This window comes from Pseudomonas putida group bacterium ESBL64, from assembly GCF_045277175.1.
GTDB lineage: Bacteria > Pseudomonadota > Gammaproteobacteria > Pseudomonadales > Pseudomonadaceae > Aquipseudomonas > Aquipseudomonas alloputida.
The window spans coordinates 3,083,499-3,102,136 of sequence record NZ_CP145799.1; the positions used below are offsets into that span (position 1 = coordinate 3,083,499).

At 62.3% G+C, this 18,638-nt stretch carries 17 protein-coding genes and 1 tRNA gene; 10 read left to right on the forward strand and 8 right to left on the reverse strand.

All coding sequences use genetic code 11. The annotated features are described in order from the left end of the window. Window positions 1–455 precede the first annotated feature (455 nt). The 8 genes from V6093_RS14015 to ychF all read left to right on the forward strand — a co-directional run bounded on the left by V6093_RS14015 (window position 456) and on the right by ychF (window position 7,250). Entirely contained in the window at window positions 456–2,177 is a 1,722-nt protein-coding gene (locus V6093_RS14015; RefSeq protein ID WP_003247399.1) for a tetratricopeptide repeat protein, read from the forward strand. Window positions 2,178–2,181: 4 nt separating this feature from the next. After that, window positions 2,182–2,799, forward strand: a complete 618-nt coding sequence (lolB, locus tag V6093_RS14020; RefSeq protein WP_003247402.1) for a lipoprotein insertase outer membrane protein LolB — start codon at window positions 2,182–2,184, stop codon at window positions 2,797–2,799. Window positions 2,800–2,803: 4 nt separating this feature from the next. Beyond that, on the forward strand, window positions 2,804–3,664 hold the full coding sequence (ispE, locus tag V6093_RS14025; protein ID WP_019750445.1) for a 4-(cytidine 5'-diphospho)-2-C-methyl-D-erythritol kinase: 861 nt from the start codon (window positions 2,804–2,806) through the stop codon (window positions 3,662–3,664). A gap of 20 nt (window positions 3,665–3,684) precedes the next feature. Next, a tRNA-Gln gene (locus tag V6093_RS14030) sits at window positions 3,685–3,759 on the forward strand. A gap of 48 nt (window positions 3,760–3,807) precedes the next feature. After that, window positions 3,808–4,749, forward strand: a complete 942-nt coding sequence (locus tag V6093_RS14035) for a ribose-phosphate pyrophosphokinase (protein WP_003247410.1) — start codon at window positions 3,808–3,810, stop codon at window positions 4,747–4,749. A gap of 118 nt (window positions 4,750–4,867) precedes the next feature. After that, window positions 4,868–5,461, forward strand: coding sequence for a 50S ribosomal protein L25/general stress protein Ctc (locus V6093_RS14040; protein ID WP_003247411.1), 594 nt, complete (start codon window positions 4,868–4,870; stop codon window positions 5,459–5,461). Window positions 5,462–5,540: 79 nt separating this feature from the next. Next, entirely contained in the window at window positions 5,541–6,125 is a 585-nt protein-coding gene (gene pth, locus V6093_RS14045; RefSeq protein ID WP_003247413.1) for an aminoacyl-tRNA hydrolase, read from the forward strand. Between the two features lie 24 nt (window positions 6,126–6,149). Next, window positions 6,150–7,250, forward strand: coding sequence for a redox-regulated ATPase YchF (ychF, locus tag V6093_RS14050; RefSeq protein ID WP_003247414.1), 1,101 nt, complete (start codon window positions 6,150–6,152; stop codon window positions 7,248–7,250). 123 nt (window positions 7,251–7,373) lie between these two features. Here ychF and V6093_RS14055 read toward each other — a convergent pair whose 3' ends face one another. After that, window positions 7,374–8,096: an SDR family oxidoreductase gene (locus V6093_RS14055; protein WP_004575688.1), complete on the reverse strand. Its 723-nt coding sequence runs from the start codon at window positions 8,094–8,096 to the stop codon at window positions 7,374–7,376. A gap of 15 nt (window positions 8,097–8,111) precedes the next feature. Then, window positions 8,112–8,960, reverse strand: coding sequence for a type 1 glutamine amidotransferase domain-containing protein (locus tag V6093_RS14060; protein WP_054888548.1), 849 nt, complete (start codon window positions 8,958–8,960; stop codon window positions 8,112–8,114). A 116-nt stretch (window positions 8,961–9,076) separates the two neighbouring features. On the opposite strand from V6093_RS14060, the gene V6093_RS14065 reads away from it, so the two are divergent. Continuing rightward, window positions 9,077–10,000 (forward strand): LysR family transcriptional regulator, encoded by a 924-nt coding sequence (locus V6093_RS14065; protein ID WP_004575690.1) that lies wholly within the window; start codon window positions 9,077–9,079, stop codon window positions 9,998–10,000. A gap of 38 nt (window positions 10,001–10,038) precedes the next feature. Then, window positions 10,039–11,751 carry a SulP family inorganic anion transporter gene (locus V6093_RS14070; protein ID WP_265979514.1) on the forward strand — a complete coding sequence of 571 codons (1,713 nt, stop codon included), beginning with the start codon at window positions 10,039–10,041 and terminating at the stop codon, window positions 11,749–11,751. Window positions 11,752–11,770: 19 nt separating this feature from the next. Here V6093_RS14070 and V6093_RS14075 read toward each other — a convergent pair whose 3' ends face one another. Genes V6093_RS14075 through ppk2 form a run of 6 tightly spaced genes read right to left on the reverse strand, consistent with a single transcriptional unit; the run spans window position 11,771 to window position 18,581 of the window. Continuing rightward, a complete protein-coding gene (locus tag V6093_RS14075) occupies window positions 11,771–12,793 on the reverse strand; it encodes a DUF2955 domain-containing protein (protein WP_265979516.1) in 1,023 nt (340 codons plus the stop codon). Then, window positions 12,783–13,880: an HlyD family secretion protein gene (locus V6093_RS14080; RefSeq protein WP_003247419.1), complete on the reverse strand. Its 1,098-nt coding sequence runs from the start codon at window positions 13,878–13,880 to the stop codon at window positions 12,783–12,785. Before V6093_RS14080 ends, V6093_RS14075 begins: the two co-directional genes overlap by 11 nt. Continuing rightward, a complete protein-coding gene (locus tag V6093_RS14085) occupies window positions 13,877–15,391 on the reverse strand; it encodes an efflux transporter outer membrane subunit (RefSeq protein ID WP_265979518.1) in 1,515 nt (504 codons plus the stop codon). The genes V6093_RS14080 and V6093_RS14085 overlap by 4 nt, the downstream gene beginning before the upstream one ends. A gap of 3 nt (window positions 15,392–15,394) precedes the next feature. Further along, complete coding sequence (locus tag V6093_RS14090) at window positions 15,395–16,492, reverse strand: AI-2E family transporter (RefSeq protein WP_003247421.1); 1,098 nt, start codon at window positions 16,490–16,492, stop codon at window positions 15,395–15,397. A 40-nt stretch (window positions 16,493–16,532) separates the two neighbouring features. Beyond that, window positions 16,533–17,729, reverse strand: a complete 1,197-nt coding sequence (locus tag V6093_RS14095; RefSeq protein WP_047605084.1) for a monovalent cation:proton antiporter-2 (CPA2) family protein — start codon at window positions 17,727–17,729, stop codon at window positions 16,533–16,535. Between the two features lie 36 nt (window positions 17,730–17,765). Further along, window positions 17,766–18,581, reverse strand: a complete 816-nt coding sequence (gene ppk2 / locus V6093_RS14100) for a polyphosphate kinase 2 (RefSeq protein WP_003247423.1) — start codon at window positions 18,579–18,581, stop codon at window positions 17,766–17,768. Window positions 18,582–18,638: the final 57 nt, after the last annotated feature.

An 18,638-nucleotide genomic window follows, 5' to 3' on the forward strand; every position in this document is an offset into this window, starting at 1 on the left:
GGCGCCTATTCACCTTTCCGCCCTTCCGGCGGGTTACTTTGGTCGTGGCCAAAGTAACCAAAACCGTCGGCTCCCATCATCCGGCCCCTACGCTCCGCTCCGGGGTCCCCTCGCTCCGGGCTTGCTCCCGGGAGGACCGCGCTGCAGGCCCCATCCTGGGGCCCAGCGCTTGACGGGCATCCATGCCCGTCACCTCCCTCCGCAAGCCCTGCGCTCGGCCTCCTGAAGTCGCAATCTGCGTCGCCTGAACTATCGCGCGCTTAGAAGCAGAAGCAGAAGCAGAAGCAGAACAACAGCACGAACGCTGGGCATCGTGGCCAGCCTGGGGCGAACCCTGCGCGCGCAGTGCGGTCTGCATAGGCTAAGCGTAGCTTCATACCTTCGCAGGTGGGTTTGCCTACGCGCTTGTGTCATCATGCTCCGACCGCCGGTGAGTCCTCCTAATAAGCCTTTCTATGAACAAACCATACGCATTGCTGCTTGCCTTCGCCCTGCTCCAGGGCTGCCAGAGCCTGGCCCCGCAAAAGGCCGAGCCTCCCGTCGCCGAAGCTGGCAAGGCAGAGGCGGAAAAGCCCGTGGTGTATGGTTCGTTCAAGCAGGACACACTCTATAGCCTGTTGGTGGCAGAGCTGGCCGGCCAGCGCAACCGTTTCGACATCGCCCTGGCCAACTACACCGATCAGGCGGCAAAAACCCAGGACCCAGCAGTTTCCGAGCGCGCCTACCGCATTGCCGAGTACCTCGGCGCCGACGAGCCGTCACTGGAGAATGCACTGGTCTGGGCGCGCAACGACCCGCAGAACCTCGACGCCCAGCGCGCCGCCGCCATTCAGCTGGCCCGCGCCGGCCGCTATGACGAGTCCATGGCCTACATGGAAAAGGTACTGCAGGGCCAGGGCGACACCCACTTCGACTTCCTCGCCCTGTCCGCAGCCGAAACCGACCAGAGCACCCGCGACGGCCTGCTGCAAAGTTTCGAACGCCTGCTGGTGAAATACCCCGACAACGGCCAGCTGATATTCGGCAAGGCCCTGCTGCTGAACCAGGACGGCAAGACCGAAGAAGCCCTGGAACTGCTTGAGTCGCACCCGGCACAAAACGGCGAAGTCGCCCCGATCCTGCTGCGCGCCCGTCTGCTACAGGCCCTGGACCGTGGTCCAGAGGCCCTGCCACTGCTGCGCGGGGCGATTCGCGACAACCCGGACGACAAACGCCTGCGCCTCACCTACGCTCGCACCCTGGTCGAACAGGACCGTATCGCCGATGCCAAAGGCGAGTTCATCAGCCTGGTCCAGCAATACCCCGATGATGACGAATTGCGCTACTCGCTGGCGCTGGTGTGCCTGGAGAACAAAGACTGGGATGAAGCCGAAGGCTACTTGCAGGAGCTGATCGAGCGCGACAGCTACGTTGACGCCGCGCACCTGAACCTGGGCCGCATCCACGAGGAGCGCCACGACCCTGCTGGCGCTCTGGATGAATACGCCCTGGTCGGCCCAGGCCCAGACTACCTGCCGGCACAGCTACGTCAGGCCGACATCCTGATCGCCAACGGTCGCGGCAGCGATGCCTCGCGCCTGCTGGCCGAAGCACGCGAAGCCCAGCCAGACTACGCCATCCAGCTATTCCTGATCGAATCGGAAAGCTACAGCAACAACAACAAGGACGCCCAGGCCAATCAGGTGCTGCAGCAAGCCATCCAGCGCTACCCGGACGACCTCAACCTGCTTTACACCCGCGCCATGCTGGCCGAGAAGCGCAACGATTTGACGCAGATGGAAAAAGACCTGCGCGCCATCATCGCCCGCGAGCCAGAAAACGCCATGGCCCTGAACGCCCTGGGCTACACCCTGGCCGACCGCACCACCCGCTATGCCGAAGCCAAGGCACTGATCGACAAGGCCCACCAATTGACCCCCGATGACCCGGCAGTGCTCGACAGCCTGGGTTGGGTCAACTATCGCCTGGGCAACCTCGACGTCGCTGAAACCTACCTGCGCCAGGCCTTTGCCAACTTCCCCGACCACGAAGTGGCCGCCCACCTGGGCGAAGTACTGTGGGCCAACGGCAAGCGCCGCGAAGCTCGCCATGTATGGGCCAAGGGCTTCGAGGCCCAGGCCGACAGCCCCATCCTGCGCAAGACCCTTTTGCGCCTGACCGGATCCGAGACTCTTTAACGCCATGTTCCTGCGCCATTGCATCACCTTTACCATGATCGCCCTGCTGGCCGGCTGTGCCGGCTTCGGTAGCCGCGAGGCCCTGCAGGGCCACGGCGACCCGCAGCAGTGGCGCGCCCACAAAGCGCAGCTGAGCAGCCTCGATGGCTGGCAGATCAACGGCAAGGTCGGTATCCGTGCCCCGCGCGATTCCGGCAGCGGCACGCTGTTCTGGCTGCAACGTCAGGACTATTACGACATTCGCCTGGCCGGCCCGCTGGGCCGTGGCGCCGCACGCCTTACCGGCCGCCCGGGTGGCGTGGTGCTGGAAGTGGCCAACCAGGGCCGCTACGAAGCCACCAGCCCAGAAGCGCTGCTGGAAGAGCAACTGGGCTGGCAACTGCCGGTTTCGCACCTGGTCTGGTGGGTGCGCGGCCTGCCCGCCCCCGACAGCAAGAGCAAGCTGACCCTGGATGGCGACAGCCGCCTGGCCAGCCTCGACCAGGATGGCTGGCAGGTGCAGTACCTGAGCTACACCGAACAGAACGGCTACTGGTTGCCCGAGCGCCTGAAGCTGCACGGCAAAGACCTGGACGTGACCCTGGTGGTCAAGGACTGGCAGCCGCGCCAGCTGGGGCATTGATCGCATGCAAAAGCTCACCCTGCCCGCCCCGGCCAAGCTCAACCTGTGGCTGCACATCATCGGCCGCCGCGCAGACGGTTACCACGAACTGGAAACGGTGTTTCAGTTTCTAGACCATGGCGACGAACTGAGTTTTGCCCTGCGTGACGATGGCGTGATCCGCTTGCACACCGAGATCGAGGCCGTCCCCCACGACAGCAACCTGATCGTACGGGCCGCGCGCATGCTGCAAGCACAATCGGGCACCACGCTTGGCGCCGACATCTGGCTGACCAAGGTACTGCCCATGGGCGGAGGTATCGGCGGTGGCAGCTCAGACGCCGCGACCACCTTGCTGGCCCTGGCCCACCTGTGGCAACTGGACTGGGACGAAGACCGCCTGGCCGCACTGGGGCTTAGCCTGGGCGCCGATGTGCCGGTGTTCGTACGCGGCCACGCAGCATTCGCGCAGGGCGTAGGCGAACAACTGACCCCGGTCGATCCGATCGAACCCTGGTATGTCGTGCTGGTGCCGCAAGTGTCTGTCAGCACAGTAGAAATTTTTTCACATCCACAGTTGACACGTGATTCTCTCCCCCTTAAGATGCGCCCCGTTCCCGAGGGAAACAGTCGAAATGACTGCCAACCGGTGGTAGAGCAGAATTACCCAGAAGTTCGCAATGCGTTGAATTCACTGGGAAAATTCACTGAGGCTCGACTAACCGGCACTGGAAGTTGTGTGTTTGGGGCCTTCCCAAGCAAAGCCGAAGCTGATAAAGTTCTGGCCCTTCTTTCAGCGACCCAAACAGGGTTTGTGGCGAAAGGAAGCAATATTTCGATGTTGCATCGCAAGCTGCAAAGTCTGGTCAAGAAGTCGAGCGCATGAGCGTTCGCAGCAACAGATACAGGGGCGTCGCCAAGCGGTAAGGCAGCAGGTTTTGATCCTGCCATGCGTTGGTTCGAATCCAGCCGCCCCTGCCATTTTCCTTATACTCATCCAGGTATACCCTCAGCCTTCAGGTACTGCGCGTGTCCAAGATGATGGTCTTTACGGGGAACGCTAACCCCGATCTGGCTCGGCGTGTCGTACGTCAGCTGCATATCCCTCTCGGTGACGTCTCTGTCGGTAAATTCTCCGACGGCGAGATCAGTACTGAGATCAATGAAAATGTTCGCGGTAAAGACGTTTTCATTATTCAGCCGACCTGTGCCCCGACCAACGATAACCTGATGGAACTGGTAGTGATGGCCGACGCCTTCCGCCGCTCCTCAGCATCCCGAATCACCGCCGTGATTCCCTACTTCGGATATGCCCGCCAGGACCGCCGTCCGCGTTCGGCACGTGTAGCCATCAGCGCCAAAGTCGTTGCTGACATGCTCACTGTCGTAGGTATCGACCGTGTACTCACCGTCGACCTGCACGCTGACCAGATCCAAGGCTTCTTCGATATCCCCGTCGACAACATCTACGGCTCGCCCGTACTGGTTGACGACATCGAAGACCAGCGTTTCGAGAACCTGATGATCGTCTCCCCGGACATCGGTGGTGTCGTGCGCGCACGCGCTGTCGCCAAGTCCCTGGGCGTCGATCTGGGTATCATCGACAAACGCCGCGAAAAGGCTAACCACTCCGAGGTTATGCACATCATCGGCGACGTCGAAGGGCGCACCTGCATCCTGGTAGACGACATGGTCGACACCGCCGGCACCCTGTGCCACGCGGCCAAAGCCCTGAAAGAGCACGGCGCTGCCAAGGTTTACGCCTATTGCACGCACCCTGTCCTGTCGGGCCGCGCCATCGAGAACATCGAGAAGTCGGTACTGGACGAGCTGGTGGTGACCAACACCGTTCCGCTGTCCGCCGCTGCTCAAGCCTGTGATCGTATCCGCCAGCTGGATATCGCACCGGTTGTCGCTGAAGCGGTACGCCGCATCAGCAACGAAGAATCGATCAGCGCGATGTTCCGCTAAGCGGGACACGTGTTGATGTGAAGCGCCCCGCCCCAACCTGTGTTGGGGCGGGGCTTTTTTGCCATCCCCGTTGGCGCTGGTCGCAAACGCCCTCGGGGGGCTATTTTGGAGAAACAAAATGACTGATTTTATTCTGAACGCCCAAGCGCGTACTGACCTGGGGAAAGGTGCGAGCCGCCGCCTGCGTCACTCGCTGAGCATCCCAGCCGTTGTCTACGGTGGTGATAAAGAAGCTCAATCCCTGACCATCCTGGCCAAGGAAATCACCAAGCTGTTCGAAAACGAAGCTGCCTTCAGCCACGTTATCGAACTGAACGTTGACGGTGTTAAGCAGAACGTCATCATCAAGGCCATGCAGCGCCACCCAGCCAAGCAGTTCATCATGCACGCTGACTTCGTTCGCGTCGTTGCTGGCCAGAAGCTGACCGCCAAGGTTCCGGTTCACTTCATCAACGAAGAAGCCCCGGTCAAGAAAGGCGGCGAGATCTCCCACGTTGAGTCCGAGATCGAAGTTTCCTGCGAAGCCAAAGACCTGCCTGAGTTCATCGAAGTTGACCTGGGCAACGCCGAAATCGGCACCATCATCCACCTGTCGGACCTGAAAGCTCCGAAAGGCGTAGAGTTCGTCGCTCTGGCCCACGGTGATGACAAAGCTGTTGCCAACGTTCACGCTCCACGCGTTGCTCCAGAAGCAGAAGGCGCTGCCGAGTAATCCACTCGCACGCCGGCGTTGATCGGGTTACAGTGCCGCGCGCACTGTAACCCACCAACTCCAAGGAAGAGCCCCTGACGTGACCGCCATCCAGTTGATCGTTGGCCTGGGTAACCCCGGCCCCGAATACGAACAGACCCGGCATAACGCAGGGGCTCTTTTCGTTGAACGCCTTGCCAGCGCCCAGCGTGTTTCGCTGACCGCTGACAAAAAGTATTTCGGCCTGACGGCTAAATTCAGCCATCAGGGCAACGACGTTCGTTTGTTGATCCCCACCACCTACATGAACCGCAGCGGCCAGTCCGTAGCGGCCTTGGCCAATTTCTTCCGCATCAAGCCGGAAGCGATACTGGTGGCACACGACGAACTCGATCTGCCCCCGGGCGTTGCCAAGCTCAAGCGCGGCGGCGGCCATGGTGGGCACAACGGCCTGCGCGACATCATCGCGCAGCTCGGTAACCAGAACGACTTCCACCGCCTGCGGCTTGGCATCGGCCACCCGGGTGACGCCAAACTGGTATCCAACTTCGTCCTGGGCCGCGCGCCGCGCGCCGAGCAGGAGAAGCTCGACGCCAGCATCGATTTTGCCCTCGGCGTGCTGCCGGACGTGCTTGCCGGCGATTTCGCCAAGGCGATGCGCGAGCTGCACAGCCAGAAGGCCTGATTTCCTTTAGAGAGGGGAATACCCATGGGTTTCAATTGCGGCATCGTCGGCCTGCCCAACGTCGGCAAGTCCACCCTGTTCAACGCCCTGACCAAGTCTGGCATCGCGGCGGAGAATTTCCCTTTCTGCACCATCGAGCCGAACAGCGGCATCGTGCCTATGCCCGACGCTCGCCTGGCTGCGCTGGCTGAAATCGTCAAGCCAAACCGCATCCTGCCGACCACCATGGAATTCGTCGACATCGCCGGCCTGGTTGCCGGTGCCTCGAAAGGCGAAGGCCTGGGCAACAAGTTCCTCGCCAACATCCGCGAGACCGACGCCATTGCCCACGTGGTGCGCTGCTTCGAAGACGAGAACGTGATCCACGTTTCCAACAGCGTCGACCCCAAGCGTGACATCGAGATCATCGACCTCGAACTGATCTTCGCCGACCTCGACAGCTGCGAAAAGCAACTGCAGAAGGTAGCCCGCAACGCCAAGGGCGGCGACAAGGATGCCTTGGCGCAAAAGGCCATTCTGGAAAAGCTGATCCCGCACTTTACCGAAGGCAAGCCTGCGCGCAGCCTGATGAAGCACATGGCTGACGACGAAAAGGCCGTCATCCGTGGCTTCCACTTGCTGACCAGCAAACCGGTGATGTACATCGCCAACGTGGCCGAAGACGGCTTCGACAACAACCCGCACCTGGACGTGGTCAAGGCCATTGCCGAGGAAGAAGGCGCGGTCGTGGTGCCGGTGTGCAACAAGATCGAAGCGGAAATCGCCGAGCTGGAAGACGGTGAAGAGAAGGACATGTTCCTCGAGGCCCTGGGCCTGGAAGAGCCTGGCCTGAACCGCGTGATCCGCGCCGGTTACGAGCTGCTGAACCTGCAGACCTACTTCACTGCCGGCGTGCAGGAAGTACGCGCCTGGACCGTTCGCGTCGGAGCCACTGCCCCGCAGGCAGCCGGCGTTATCCACACCGACTTCGAAAAAGGCTTCATCCGCGCTGAAGTGGTGGCCTATGACGACTTCATCCAGTTCAAGGGTGAAGCGGGTGCCAAGGAAGCCGGTAAGTGGCGTCTGGAAGGCAAGGATTACATCGTCAAAGACGGCGACGTGATGCACTTCCGCTTCAACGTCTAAGCGTTAGCCTGCTGTAACTACAAACCCTTGAGGTCTGCACCTCAGGGGTTTTGTTTTTCTGGGATGCAGGGTGGGAACATTCGTTCTACCGTATTCCCATGGGTAGCCGCCTGCCCCCAGTCATCAAAGACCGCTGCGACCGATAGAGGCGCCACCATCTACGTAGATTGTCTGCCCGGTAATGAAAGCACTGCGATCCCCGAGCAGGAAGGTGACTGCCGAAGCGACCTCGTGTGGCTGCCCGAGCCGCCCCATCGGCACGCCGTCGATATAGGCGGCTTCGCCAGCACTGCCTACCGGGTTACCACTGCGGAACAGTTCGGTCTCGATCGGCCCTGGAGCAACTGCATTAACCGTGATTCCTGTCTGGGCCAGTTCCAGCGCCCAACTGCGAGTGAAACTGACCAGCGCTGCCTTTGCAGCGGCGTAAGAAGTGCGCTGGCGAATGCCGAGCACGGTCAGGCTGGAGATATTCACCACGCGGCCCCAGCAGCGCTCGCGCATCCCTGGCAGCAGCGCTTGGGTCGCCTGCAGCGCGGGGTGCAAGTTAACCCGCATTACTTCATCGAAGCTTGCCAGGTCAATTTCGCCCAGTGGCTGGGGACGGACCAGGCCCACATTGTTTACCAGGCCGTCGAATGCATAGCGGTTGGTCAAGTCGGCCAGTGTCGCAATCAAACGCTCTGAGTCGCTCAAGTCGGTGGCGATCAGTTCGCCGGGGAAGCTGGCATCCGCAGCCTGGCGGGCGATACCAACGACTTGATGGCCCTCCTCCACCAGTTGCTCGGAGATTGCCCGGCCGATGCCTTTGCTGGCTCCTGTAACAAGAAAAGTACGTTGCGTCATGGTATGTCTCTACCGTTAGTGTTTCTGCAGACGATGCAATATGGCTTGGCCCACCTGGGCCGCTGACGCCGGGTTCTGCCCAGTGATCAATTCGCGGTCGATGACAACATTAGGCGCCCACGGCGATGGGTTGCTCTGATACTGCCCGCCGGCGCGCTCCAGGGCGGTCTGCGGATAGAACTTCATCTGCCCTCCGCCGAGCAGGCCCTTGGCCTGTTCTTCTTCCTGATTGCTGATGACTGTCATGCGATAGCCGGCATAAATCCAGTCTTCGGGCGTTGCTGTCCGGTTCCCGCTCTCCAGTGCCTGGATCAGCTTCTGCGGCCGTTCCAGCGCCGAGAGCAGAGCAATGGGACCGTGGCAAACCAGCGCGGTGGTTTTACCCTCGGCGTGGAAAGCGCGAAGCAGACGCCCCAGCGCCGGGTCGGCGAGCAGGTCTTGCATCGGGGCGTGGCCGCCAGGCACATAGACTGCATCGAAGTTGCCATAACCAATCTGCTCCACGCGGGACAGGCTGATCACTGGCGAATGCTTCGCAGAAGTAAGCTGCAGCTGATCCAGCAGCGCCTGATATTGCTCCAGTTGCTTCGGATCGTTGCCGAAGTACTGGGCCGCGGCCGAGCTGCGGTCCAACGTCGGCGCGCGACCGAGGGGAGTAGCGAAGGTAACTTGATGGCCTGCGTCCAGCAGCGTTTTGGTCGGTTCCAGCAGTTCGTTGAGGTAGAAACCGGTTGCAAATGCCTTGCCGTCGCGAAGCTCCAGGTGGCTCTCGTCAGACAGTACCACAAGGACGTTCGCCGCATGAGCGCCCAGACTCGCGCTGCCTATGACAGCAGCCAGGGCCAGTCGTTGGTAAGTGCGCATAGCATTCCCTCCATTCAGGCACAGGCGGGATGCCGTGCACTGACCGAGACTTTATTGGCGATCAGACAAGCGATAAATTGGGCCTGTAGAAAAGCATTTTTGCTTTGGAGAACAAAATGGCGCGACGGTTTGGTCACCTGGGGGATGTCGAGGCGCTGCTGGAAGTGGTCGAACGTGGCTCGCTCAGTGCGGCAGCGGTGGCCTTGGCGACCACCCCGTCGGTGGTTAGTCGGGCCATTTCGCGGCTTGAGTTGCACCTGGGGGTGCAGTTACTACGCCGCACCACGCGTCGCTTGAGCCTCACCGACAGTGGCCTGGAATACGTCGAGCAGGCGCGCGCTGCGTTCCAGCAGATCGCCAGCGCAGAGCAAGCCCTGAGCGGCCATGGCGAAGTACAGGGCCGTGTGCGCCTGAGCGCACCGACCACTTATGGGCATCACCGGTTGCCGGCCATGCTGGCAGCCTTCGCCCTGCGCTATCCGAAAGTGCAGGTCGAGTTGAACATCACCAATCGTAATGTCGACCTGGTGGCCGAAGGGTATGACCTGGCTATTCGCCTTGGCGACCTGCCGGACAGTAGCCTGGTGGCGCGTCGGCTAGAGGAGGCTCGACTATGCCTGGTGGCCGCGCCAGCTTACCTCGCGCGTGCCGGCAGGCCGCAATCACTGGCGGAACTGGCCGGACACAACTGCCTGCCTTTCATCATGCCCAGCAATGGCAGGCCAGGCGTTTGGCAGTTCCGTCAAGGAGAGGAGGAACTGCTCTTCGTTCCGCAGGGAAATCCGGTGGTGGCGGACGATGTGCTGGGGTGCATCTCACTGGCCGAGCAAGGTGTCGGGATCTGCCAGACCTACGAGTTCATAGTCGCAGAACGCCTGCAGCGGGGCCGGTTGGTGCGCTTGCTGGAGGATTACGAGGGGGCCCGACGGCCCTTCTCGGTCATCTATCCGCCACATCGCCAGCTGTCGGGGGCCAGCAGGGCATTGATCGATTCTTTGATGACAACGGGCCGCAAAGCGGCACTCGATCCCAGCATCTAAGCTGAGGTTCAGCGCCCTTCTCGCCCAGAGCCGACACCATGCCCCACCCCACTCGTTTCGACTGGCAACGCTGGTTACCCGGCCTGGTCACCCTGCTCCACTACAAGGCAGCCTGGCTACCCAAGGACATCGCCGCCGGCCTGGTACTCACCACCATGCTGGTGCCTGTGGGCATCGCCTACGCCGAGGCTTCCGGCGTCCCCGGCATCTATGGCCTGTACGCCACCATCATCCCTCTGCTGGCCTATGCCCTGTTCGGTCCCAGCCGTATCCTGGTGCTGGGCCCGGACTCGGCGCTGGCCGCGCCTATCCTGGCGGTGGTGGTGCAATACGCGGCCAGCGACCCGCAGCGGGCGATCGCCATCGCCAGCATGATGGCCTTGGTCGCCGGGGCGTTCTGTGTGATTGCCGGGCTGCTGCGCCTGGGCTTTATCACCGAGTTGCTGTCCAAGCCCATCCGCTATGGGTACATGAACGGCATCGCCCTGACCGTATTGATCAGCCAGTTGCCCAAGCTGTTCGGCATCAAAGTCGACAGCGAAGGGCCCTTGCGCGACCTTTGGTCCTTGGGCCAGGCGCTATACGCCGGCCAAGGGCACTGGCCAAGCTTTGTCGTGGGTGCCGGTAGCCTGGCGCTGATTCTGCTGCTCAAACCGTTCAAGCGCCTGCCGGGCATCCTGATCGCCGTGGTACTGGCGACGCTGGCAGTGAGCGTGTTCAACCTCGATCAGATGGGCGTCAAGGTACTCGGGCAATTGCCCCAGGGCCTGCCCGGCTTCGTCTTCCCCTGGGTCAGCGACATTGACCTGGTCGAGGTGCTACTGGGCGGGGTTGCAGTGGCGCTGGTGTCGTTCGCCGACACCAGTGTGCTGTCACGCTCCTATGCCGCGCGCCTCAAGATGCGGGTGAACCCCAACCAGGAAATGTTCGGCCTGGGCGTGGCCAACCTGGCCTCGGGGCTGTTCCAGGGCATCCCGATCAGCAGCAGTTCATCGCGCACACCAGTGGCCGAAGCTGCCGGCTCGCAGACCCAGCTCACCGGCATCATCGGCGCCCTGGCGGTAACCCTGTTGCTGCTGGTAGCGCCCAATCTGATGCAGCACCTGCCCAACAGCGCTTTGGCTGCGGTGGTGATTGCCGCTGCACTGGGGCTGTTCGAGTTTGCCGACCTCAAACGTATCTTCCGCATGCAGCAGTGGGAGTTCTGGCTGTCGTTCACCTGCTTTGTCGGCGTGGCAGTGTTCGGCGCCATTCCCGGTATCTGCATTGCCGTGGTGGTGTCGGTGATCGAGTTCCTGTGGGACGGCTGGCGGCCGCACCACGCGGTGCTTGGCCGGGCGGATGGGCTGCGCGGTTACCATGACATGCAGCGTTATCCACAGGCCCGGCGTATTCCAGGGCTGGTGCTGCTGCGCTGGGACGCGCCGTTGTTCTTTGCCAACGCCGAGCAGTTCCAGAACACAGTGATGGCGGCGGTAGACGCGTCGCCAACGCCGGTGCAGCGGGTGGTAATTGCCGCTGAGCCTGTGACCAGTATCGATATCACTTCGGCGGACATGCTGGCCGAGCTGGACCGGGCATTGGAGGCGCGGGGGGTGGAGTTGCAGTTCGCCGAAATGAAGGACCCGGTGAAGGACAAGATGCGGCAATTCGAGTTGTTCGAGCATATGGGGGAGAAGGCTTTTCATCCGACGGTGGGCGCAGCGGTGGATGCCTATCTGGAAGAGAGTGGGGTTGATTGGCAGCCCTGAATGGCCTGGGGGAGCGGGCTTAACTGCGAAGAAGCCCGCGCCGACTCCGAAGCCGGTCAATCCAGATCAACATGGCGCTGGCATACACCGACACCGCCAGAAACAGCGCCATACGCACTGCAAATGCCTTGTACACATCCTGCCCACCTGCACTGTCCTGCACCGACTGCCCCAGCAAGATCAACATGGTCGTCAGGCAACTGACCCAGTACGCCGGGCTCTGCCGGCTCGGCACCGCCTGGTACAGGCGCCGAGCCTGCCAGAGGGCGAACAGCAGTACCCACAAAAAGAACATCCACAGGTGAACGAACAGGCTCAGCGCTACCCACAGCGCTATCGCCAACACCCCGGCAAGCAAGGTTGAACCGATCAGCTCCCGGCTGGCGTGCCGCGCGCGGGTTTCGCCTGCTTGTTGCCCCACGCTCACGGCCTTCATGATCAACGGCATGTACTGGTCAGGAGCGATCAATGCCAGCAGAAAGGCCGGCATCACGATCAACGTGGCACGCAGCGCCACCCAGCTGACATGCTCGCTGCCCAGCAGCGGCGGCACCGGCGGTGCTGGCGCATTGGCAGGTTCGGGGAACAACCTGTGCGCCACTGACGTGCCCAGCACTGCCAGCAGCATGCCTTTGGCCAGCGCTTCGACCACCGACAATGCCAGGGTGAAGTCACTGGTGCCGGCAGCGGCGATCATGGTCAGGCCGACCACCAGCAGGTTGGCCAGCAGGCCGTTGCCGCCCTTCAGTGCATAGCGCAAGGTCAGGAAAACACCCACCCCGACCAGTAACACCCCGGCCAACGGAGCATGGCGCAACAGCGGAATCAGCAGCAACCCGCTGCCGCAAGCGAGCAGCACCAGTAACGCCAGGGCCGGTGCCGCACGCAGCGGCAATGGCTGACTGCGCATGGCCAGTAACAGCACCGCAAACACCGGCGCCAGGATCGGCACCGGCAAGCCGATACCAAAGCTCACCGCCAGGCACAGCGCCACACCCCAGGCCAGGCGCAGCGCCCGCAAGCGGCGCAATTCAATAGGCATACGACAGCCAGCTCATCAGCCACATGAACAGCCGGCCCAGCAGGTTCAGTGGGTTGCCTTCGCTAGGCAGGGCCATGACCTCGGCCTGACCACCGACCCGCAGCACAGTCTTGTCCTGAAGCTGGTCGCGCTCCAGCTGGACAATCACCGGAAAGCGCTGCGCCGAACGCAGCCACTCGCGGCTATTCTGCACGGTCGGCAGCGTACCCGGCGGCGTGCTCTGGCCCACGCTCACGCCATAGCCAATGCTGCGTATACGCCCTTTCAACACGGTGCCCGGCAGCGCATCGAGCACCACCAGCACCGGGGTTTCAGGGCGCAAGCGACCGAGGTTGTTCTCGGTCATGTCGGCACTTATCCACACATCATGGATACTGATCAGGGTCATCATCGGGCTGCCTGCCCCGACATAGTGGCCAACGTCTGTGCGCAGGTCGGTGATCAACCCGTTCGCGTCGGCACGCACGACGGTACGGGCAAGGTCCAGGCGGGCCTTTTCCACATTGGCCGCAGCACTGCGCAGCTGGGCGTTGTCTTCCTGTGCCCCGCCCTGCTGCTCACGGGCGCGCTCTACCTCTGCGCGGGCTGCCGCCACTTGGCTGATGGCCTGGTCGCGGGTGGCCTGGGCGCCTTCCAGGCGGCGCACCGACACCGTACCGGGGTCCTCGTCAATCAGCCGTTTGAGGCGCTCGGCGTCCTGCCGCGCCTTACGTTCGTTGGCCTGGGCGGCCACCAGCGCTGCCTGCGCCGAATCGATGCCGGCGGTACTGGCGCCGATCTGCCGGCGCACGGTATCGAGGTCGGCTTCGGCACGGGCCAAGGCAATGCGGTACTGCTCCTGATCGAGTTCGAACAGCACATCGCCCTGGCGCACCTCCTGGTTGTTGCCTACGGCCACACGCTTGATCTGCCCGGCCACTTCGGCGGCCACCGGGACCACGTAAGCCTGCAGGCGAGCTTGCTGGGTGTACGGCGTATAGCGGTCAGCCAGCAAGTACCAGAGCAGGCTGACGGCAATCAGCAGCAGCACCCAGCGCATGCCGCGATCCGGGGCTGACGGGGGCGGCGTGGGCGTGGCGTCGCTCATTCGGTTTCACCTTGTGCATGCGCGGTGGGGGCTGGCTCGTCGAGCAACTCGCCCCAGTCGGTGCGTTGCTGCATTTGCTGGCGGGTCGCCGGGTCGATCGGCGCGCGGCTGGCGTCCCAACCACCACCCAGGGCCTTGTACAACGTCACCAGGCTGCTGACCGCGTTGCCACGGCTGACCAGGTAACCGTCCTGTTGCTGCAACAGCAGTTGCTGAGCATCGAGCACCCGTTGAAAATCAGCGAAGCCTTCGCGGTATTGCGAGCTGGCCAGATTCAGCGAGCGCTGCGCAGCCTGAGAGGCCTGGTCGCGAATGGTTGCACTCTGCAGCGAGCGCACCAGCCCGCTGGCAGCATCGTCGGCCTCACGGGCGGCTTCGCGCACGCCCTGCTGGTACAACTCGATCAGTTGCTGCAAGTGGGCATCTTCCACGCGTACGGTGTTCTTGCGCCGGCCATAGTCGAACGGGTTCCAGATCAGGCTTGGGCCAGCCGCCAGGTCGAAGGTGTTGGGCAGATGATTGGCCGATAGAAAGGTCCAGCCGATACTGCCAAGCAAGCTCAGCTGTGGATAAAGATCGGCCTCGGCCACCCCGACCAGCGCCGACTGCGCCGCCACTGCCTGCTCGGCGGCACGGATGTCCGGGCGGCGCTGCAGCAGGCTGGCCGGTACATCCTGCAACACTGCCCGATCTGGCAAGGGCAGTTGGCCATGGCCGGCCGCCAGCTGCGGCAGCGGCCCAGGCGGGCGGCCGAGCAGCGAACACAGCACGTTGCGCAGGGCGTTGAGCTGGTTCTCGAACTCGGGGATGGTGGCCTGGGTCGCCAGGTATTGAGTGCGCGCCTGCTGCCAGTCGAGTTCGTCATTTTCGCCGTGGCGGAACAGCCGCTCGGTGATCTCCAGGCTACGCGCCTGGCGCTTGGCGTTCTCTTGGGCGATAGCCAGCCGAGCTTCGGCGGTACGCAGAGCAAAGTAAGTGTCGGCCACCTGCGCACGCAGCAGCACCATGGCGTCGGCGTAATTGGCCTGGGAGGCAAAGTAGACGGCGTCGGCACTTTCGATGGCGCGACTGAAGCGGCCCCAGAAATCGATTTCCCAGCCGATGTCGAAGCCCACGCTGGATTGCCAGAACACCGAATCACGGGCCGAAGGCGTACCAGACTGATCCTGCTTCAGGTACAGGCTTTGCGCACTCAGTTGCTGCAGCTGCGGATAACGCCCGGTCTGCACGATGGCCAACTGGGCACGGGCTTCAGCGATACGCAGGCCAGCCACGCGCAGGTTGGTGTTGTTGGCGTCGGCCTCGGCTATCAGCGCGTCCAGCGTTGGGTCGGCAAACACTGCCCACCACTGGCGCAGGTCGGGCGCCGCCGCGCTGCGCCCGGCCTGCTCCAGCATTGGCGTGCTCCAGCTGCCCAACCACGGCGTTTGGGGCTTTTCATAATCCGGGCCGACTTGGGTGCAACCGGCCAGCACCATCAGCAGCCCCAGGCCACAGCAGCGGTTGGGCATGGTTCAGGCGGCAGGTGGCGCCGGTTGCTCCGGCACCTGCAGCGCAACCCATTGCCAGAACAACACGTAGGCCACGCCAAGGATTACCGGGCCGATGAACAAGCCGATGATGCCTTTGACCACCATCCCGCCCAATGCGCCGATCAGTACCACCGGCATTGGTACATCGACCCCGCGCCCCAGCAGCAGCGGCTTGAGCACGTTGTCGGCAAGGCCGGCGACAAAGGTGTAGACGGCAAAAATGATGGTCGCCACCGTGAAGCCTTCGGCGTTGAACACATAAATGATCACCGGCAAGGTCACCAGCGTCGCCGGGGCCTGTGCAATGCCCAGCATGAGGATGACGATGGCCAGCATCCCGGCACCGGGAACCCCTTTGACGATAAAACCAACACCGATCAGCAGCATCTGGATGAAGGCAATGCCAATCACCCCTTGTGCCACCGCGCGAATGGTAGCCGTACACAGCGTGGCCAGGGGTTTCCCGCGCTCTGCGCCTGAAACCCGCATGGCGATGCGCTGGGCAGCGATTTCACCGCGTTCACCGAAGGCCATGATGACCCCGGAAATGATGATTGCACCGATGAACAGAAGGAAAGCCCCACCGGCGCTGGCCGCAGCGCCCAGCACCGTTAGCCCGGCCCCCTTGATCTGGGGCATCCACTGATTCAGCACACTGGCCATGTTTTCGGAGGCCGCCAACCACAGCGCATGCACCTTCGGCCCGATCAGTGGCCAGGTCGCCACGGAATCAGGCGGGACCGGCACGCTCCAGGCGCCGCTCTTGAGTAGCGTCACCAGGCTGTCCACCGATTCGCCAATGGACATCATCACCAGGTAGATAGGTACCAGCAGCAGCACCAGAACCAGTAGCACCACCAGCGTCGCCACATAGCCTTGCTTGAGCCCGGTGCGGCGCTGGATACGGCAATGCAACGGGTACAACGTAACCGCCAGGATCACCGCCCACATCATCAACTCCAGGAACGGCTGAAACACCTGGAAAGCGAAGATCACCAAGGCTGCTACCAGACCGGCCTTGATGAGCACATCGAGCAAGCCCCGCGAAAGGGCGCTGTCCAGCTTGAAACTCGACTGCATGATTCACCTCCCGATACCCAATGCGCCAGCAAGGCGCAATTCACTGGCCCGTTTCAGGGGATGCCTGTACAGGGCTGTCATCGCGCAGCTGCCGCGCCAGGGCCATCATGACCAAGGGCACCACCGCCATCGACAAGGTGATGGCCAGCACCAGCAGGTCGTGTACCTGCTGGGTGAGTACCTGGTGCTCCAGCGCCAGCTTGAACACCACGAAGGCAAACTCGCCGCCCGAAGCCAGCACCACGCCCAAGCATAACGCCTGGGCCTGGTTGAGCCCACCGACCGTATGCCCCAGGCCATACAGCAAGGGCAGCTTGATCACCACCAGCAGCACGGTGAGGCCCAGCACCATCAGCGGCATGCCGAACAGCAGGCGCAGGTCGGCACTCATACCTACGCCAACGAAGAACAATCCAAGCAGCAGGCCTTTGATCGGCTCGATCTGGGTTTCCAGTTCATGGCGGAACGGCGACTCGGCCATCAGCACACCGGCCAGAAACGCCCCCAGCGCCATCGACACACCCACATGCTCCATCAACCAAGCGGTGCCCAGCACGACCAGCAAGGCCGTGGCGGTCGACAGCTCAGGCAGGCCCGAACCCACCGTCCACTTGAATATCGGGGTCAGCAGATAACGGCCAAAAACAATCAGCACTCCAATGCCGACAGCTACAGCCAACAAAGGCCAGGCACCTTCGTCAGCAGTGCTGACATCGCCACCGAGCAGCGGCACCACGGCAATCAAGGGAATGGCGGCAATGTCCTGGAACAGCAGGATGGCCACGGCCAGGCGGCCATGAGGTTTGCCCAGGTCCTTGCGCTCGGCCAGTACCTGCAAGCCAAAAGCGGTGGACGACAGCGCCAGGCCCAGCCCCAGCACGATGGCGGCGGGTTTCGATTGGTCGAACAGCCAGAATGCCAGTAGCCCAAGCAGCACGGCGGTCAGCCCCACTTGCAAACTGCCGACGCCAAATAGCGCCCGGCGCATGGTCCACAGGCGCCTTGGGGACAACTCCAGGCCAATCACGAACAACAGCATGACCACGCCCATTTCCGACAGCCGCGCCACGTTGTCCGGGTTGCCGAGCAGGCCAAACACCGACGGACCAATCAAGATACCCGCCAAGAGGTATCCCGGTACTGCGCCCATTTTCAGACGCTGCGCCAGCGGTACCAGAAGCACCACAGCCAAAAGGAATACCACCGTCGCCTGCAACAGGCTGCCGTCATGTGGCATGAGCTCGTACCTTCGCAGCTCCCTGCAGGGAGGGGTTCAGAAACGTTCTTCGACGAACTTGAACGGGTAGGCGACCGCCTTGTACTTGCCGATCTTGCCGCGTTTGGGCAGCTTCACGTGCTGGTCGCGGGTTATATCCTTGTAGGGAATACGGCTGAGCAGATGGCTGATGATATTCAGCCGGGCGCGACGTTTGTCGTTGGAGTTGGCCATGAACCACGGCGCCCAAGCGGTATCCGACGCCTGGAACATTTCGTCACGCGCTTGGGTGTATTCATCCCAGCGGCTATACGACTTGAGGTCCATCGGCGACAACTTCCACAGCTTGCGGCCGTCGTTGATGCGATCCTGCAGGCGCCGGGTCTGCTCATCGGCGCTGACTTCAAGCCAGTACTTGATGAGGATGATCCCTGAATCGACCATGACCCTTTCGAACCCGGGTACTCCGGTCAGAAACTTGTCCACTTGCTCGCCAGAGCAAAAGCCCATTACCCGCTCAACGCCCGCACGGTTGTACCAGCTGCGATCGAAGATCACCACTTCACCCGCCGCAGGCAGATGGCCCAGGTAACGCTGCACGTACATCTGGGTCTTTTCCCGCTCGGTCGGTGCGGGCAGCGCCACTACACGAAACACCCGCGGGCTGACACGCTCGGTAATGGCCTTGATGGTGCCGCCCTTGCCGGCGCCATCGCGGCCTTCGAAGACAATGCATACCTTCAGGCCCTTGGCGACCACCCACTCCTGTAGCTTCACCAACTCTACATGCAGGTTCTTGAGCGCTTTTTCGTAGGCCTTGCCGCCCAGCTTTTCTGGCTGTTTTTTGGGGGGCTTCCTGGACGGCTTCGACATGACACGCTCCTGAAGGCGAATGAAGAGTGAGTATGGTCGATTAATGCCAGTTTGCCG

What these genes read in the sequence shown, in the direction of transcription:
- V6093_RS14015 (WP_003247399.1), top strand. Translation starts at nt 456, where the DNA reads ATGAACAAACCATACGCATTGCTGCTTGCCTTCGCCCTGCTCCAGGGC.
- lolB (WP_003247402.1), top strand. Translation starts at nt 2,182, where the DNA reads ATGTTCCTGCGCCATTGCATCACCTTTACCATGATCGCCCTGCTGGCC.
- ispE (WP_019750445.1), top strand. Translation starts at nt 2,804, where the DNA reads ATGCAAAAGCTCACCCTGCCCGCCCCGGCCAAGCTCAACCTGTGGCTG.
- V6093_RS14040 (WP_003247411.1), top strand. Translation starts at nt 4,868, where the DNA reads ATGACTGATTTTATTCTGAACGCCCAAGCGCGTACTGACCTGGGGAAA.
- ychF (WP_003247414.1), top strand. Translation starts at nt 6,150, where the DNA reads ATGGGTTTCAATTGCGGCATCGTCGGCCTGCCCAACGTCGGCAAGTCC.
- V6093_RS14055 (WP_004575688.1), bottom strand. Translation starts at nt 8,096, where the DNA reads ATGACGCAACGTACTTTTCTTGTTACAGGAGCCAGCAAAGGCATCGGC.
- V6093_RS14060 (WP_054888548.1), bottom strand. Translation starts at nt 8,960, where the DNA reads ATGCGCACTTACCAACGACTGGCCCTGGCTGCTGTCATAGGCAGCGCG.
- V6093_RS14065 (WP_004575690.1), top strand. Translation starts at nt 9,077, where the DNA reads ATGGCGCGACGGTTTGGTCACCTGGGGGATGTCGAGGCGCTGCTGGAA.
- V6093_RS14070 (WP_265979514.1), top strand. Translation starts at nt 10,039, where the DNA reads ATGCCCCACCCCACTCGTTTCGACTGGCAACGCTGGTTACCCGGCCTG.
- V6093_RS14075 (WP_265979516.1), bottom strand. Translation starts at nt 12,793, where the DNA reads ATGCCTATTGAATTGCGCCGCTTGCGGGCGCTGCGCCTGGCCTGGGGT.
- V6093_RS14080 (WP_003247419.1), bottom strand. Translation starts at nt 13,880, where the DNA reads ATGAGCGACGCCACGCCCACGCCGCCCCCGTCAGCCCCGGATCGCGGC.
- V6093_RS14085 (WP_265979518.1), bottom strand. Translation starts at nt 15,391, where the DNA reads ATGCCCAACCGCTGCTGTGGCCTGGGGCTGCTGATGGTGCTGGCCGGT.
- V6093_RS14090 (WP_003247421.1), bottom strand. Translation starts at nt 16,492, where the DNA reads ATGCAGTCGAGTTTCAAGCTGGACAGCGCCCTTTCGCGGGGCTTGCTC.
- V6093_RS14095 (WP_047605084.1), bottom strand. Translation starts at nt 17,729, where the DNA reads ATGCCACATGACGGCAGCCTGTTGCAGGCGACGGTGGTATTCCTTTTG.
- ppk2 (WP_003247423.1), bottom strand. Translation starts at nt 18,581, where the DNA reads ATGTCGAAGCCGTCCAGGAAGCCCCCCAAAAAACAGCCAGAAAAGCTG.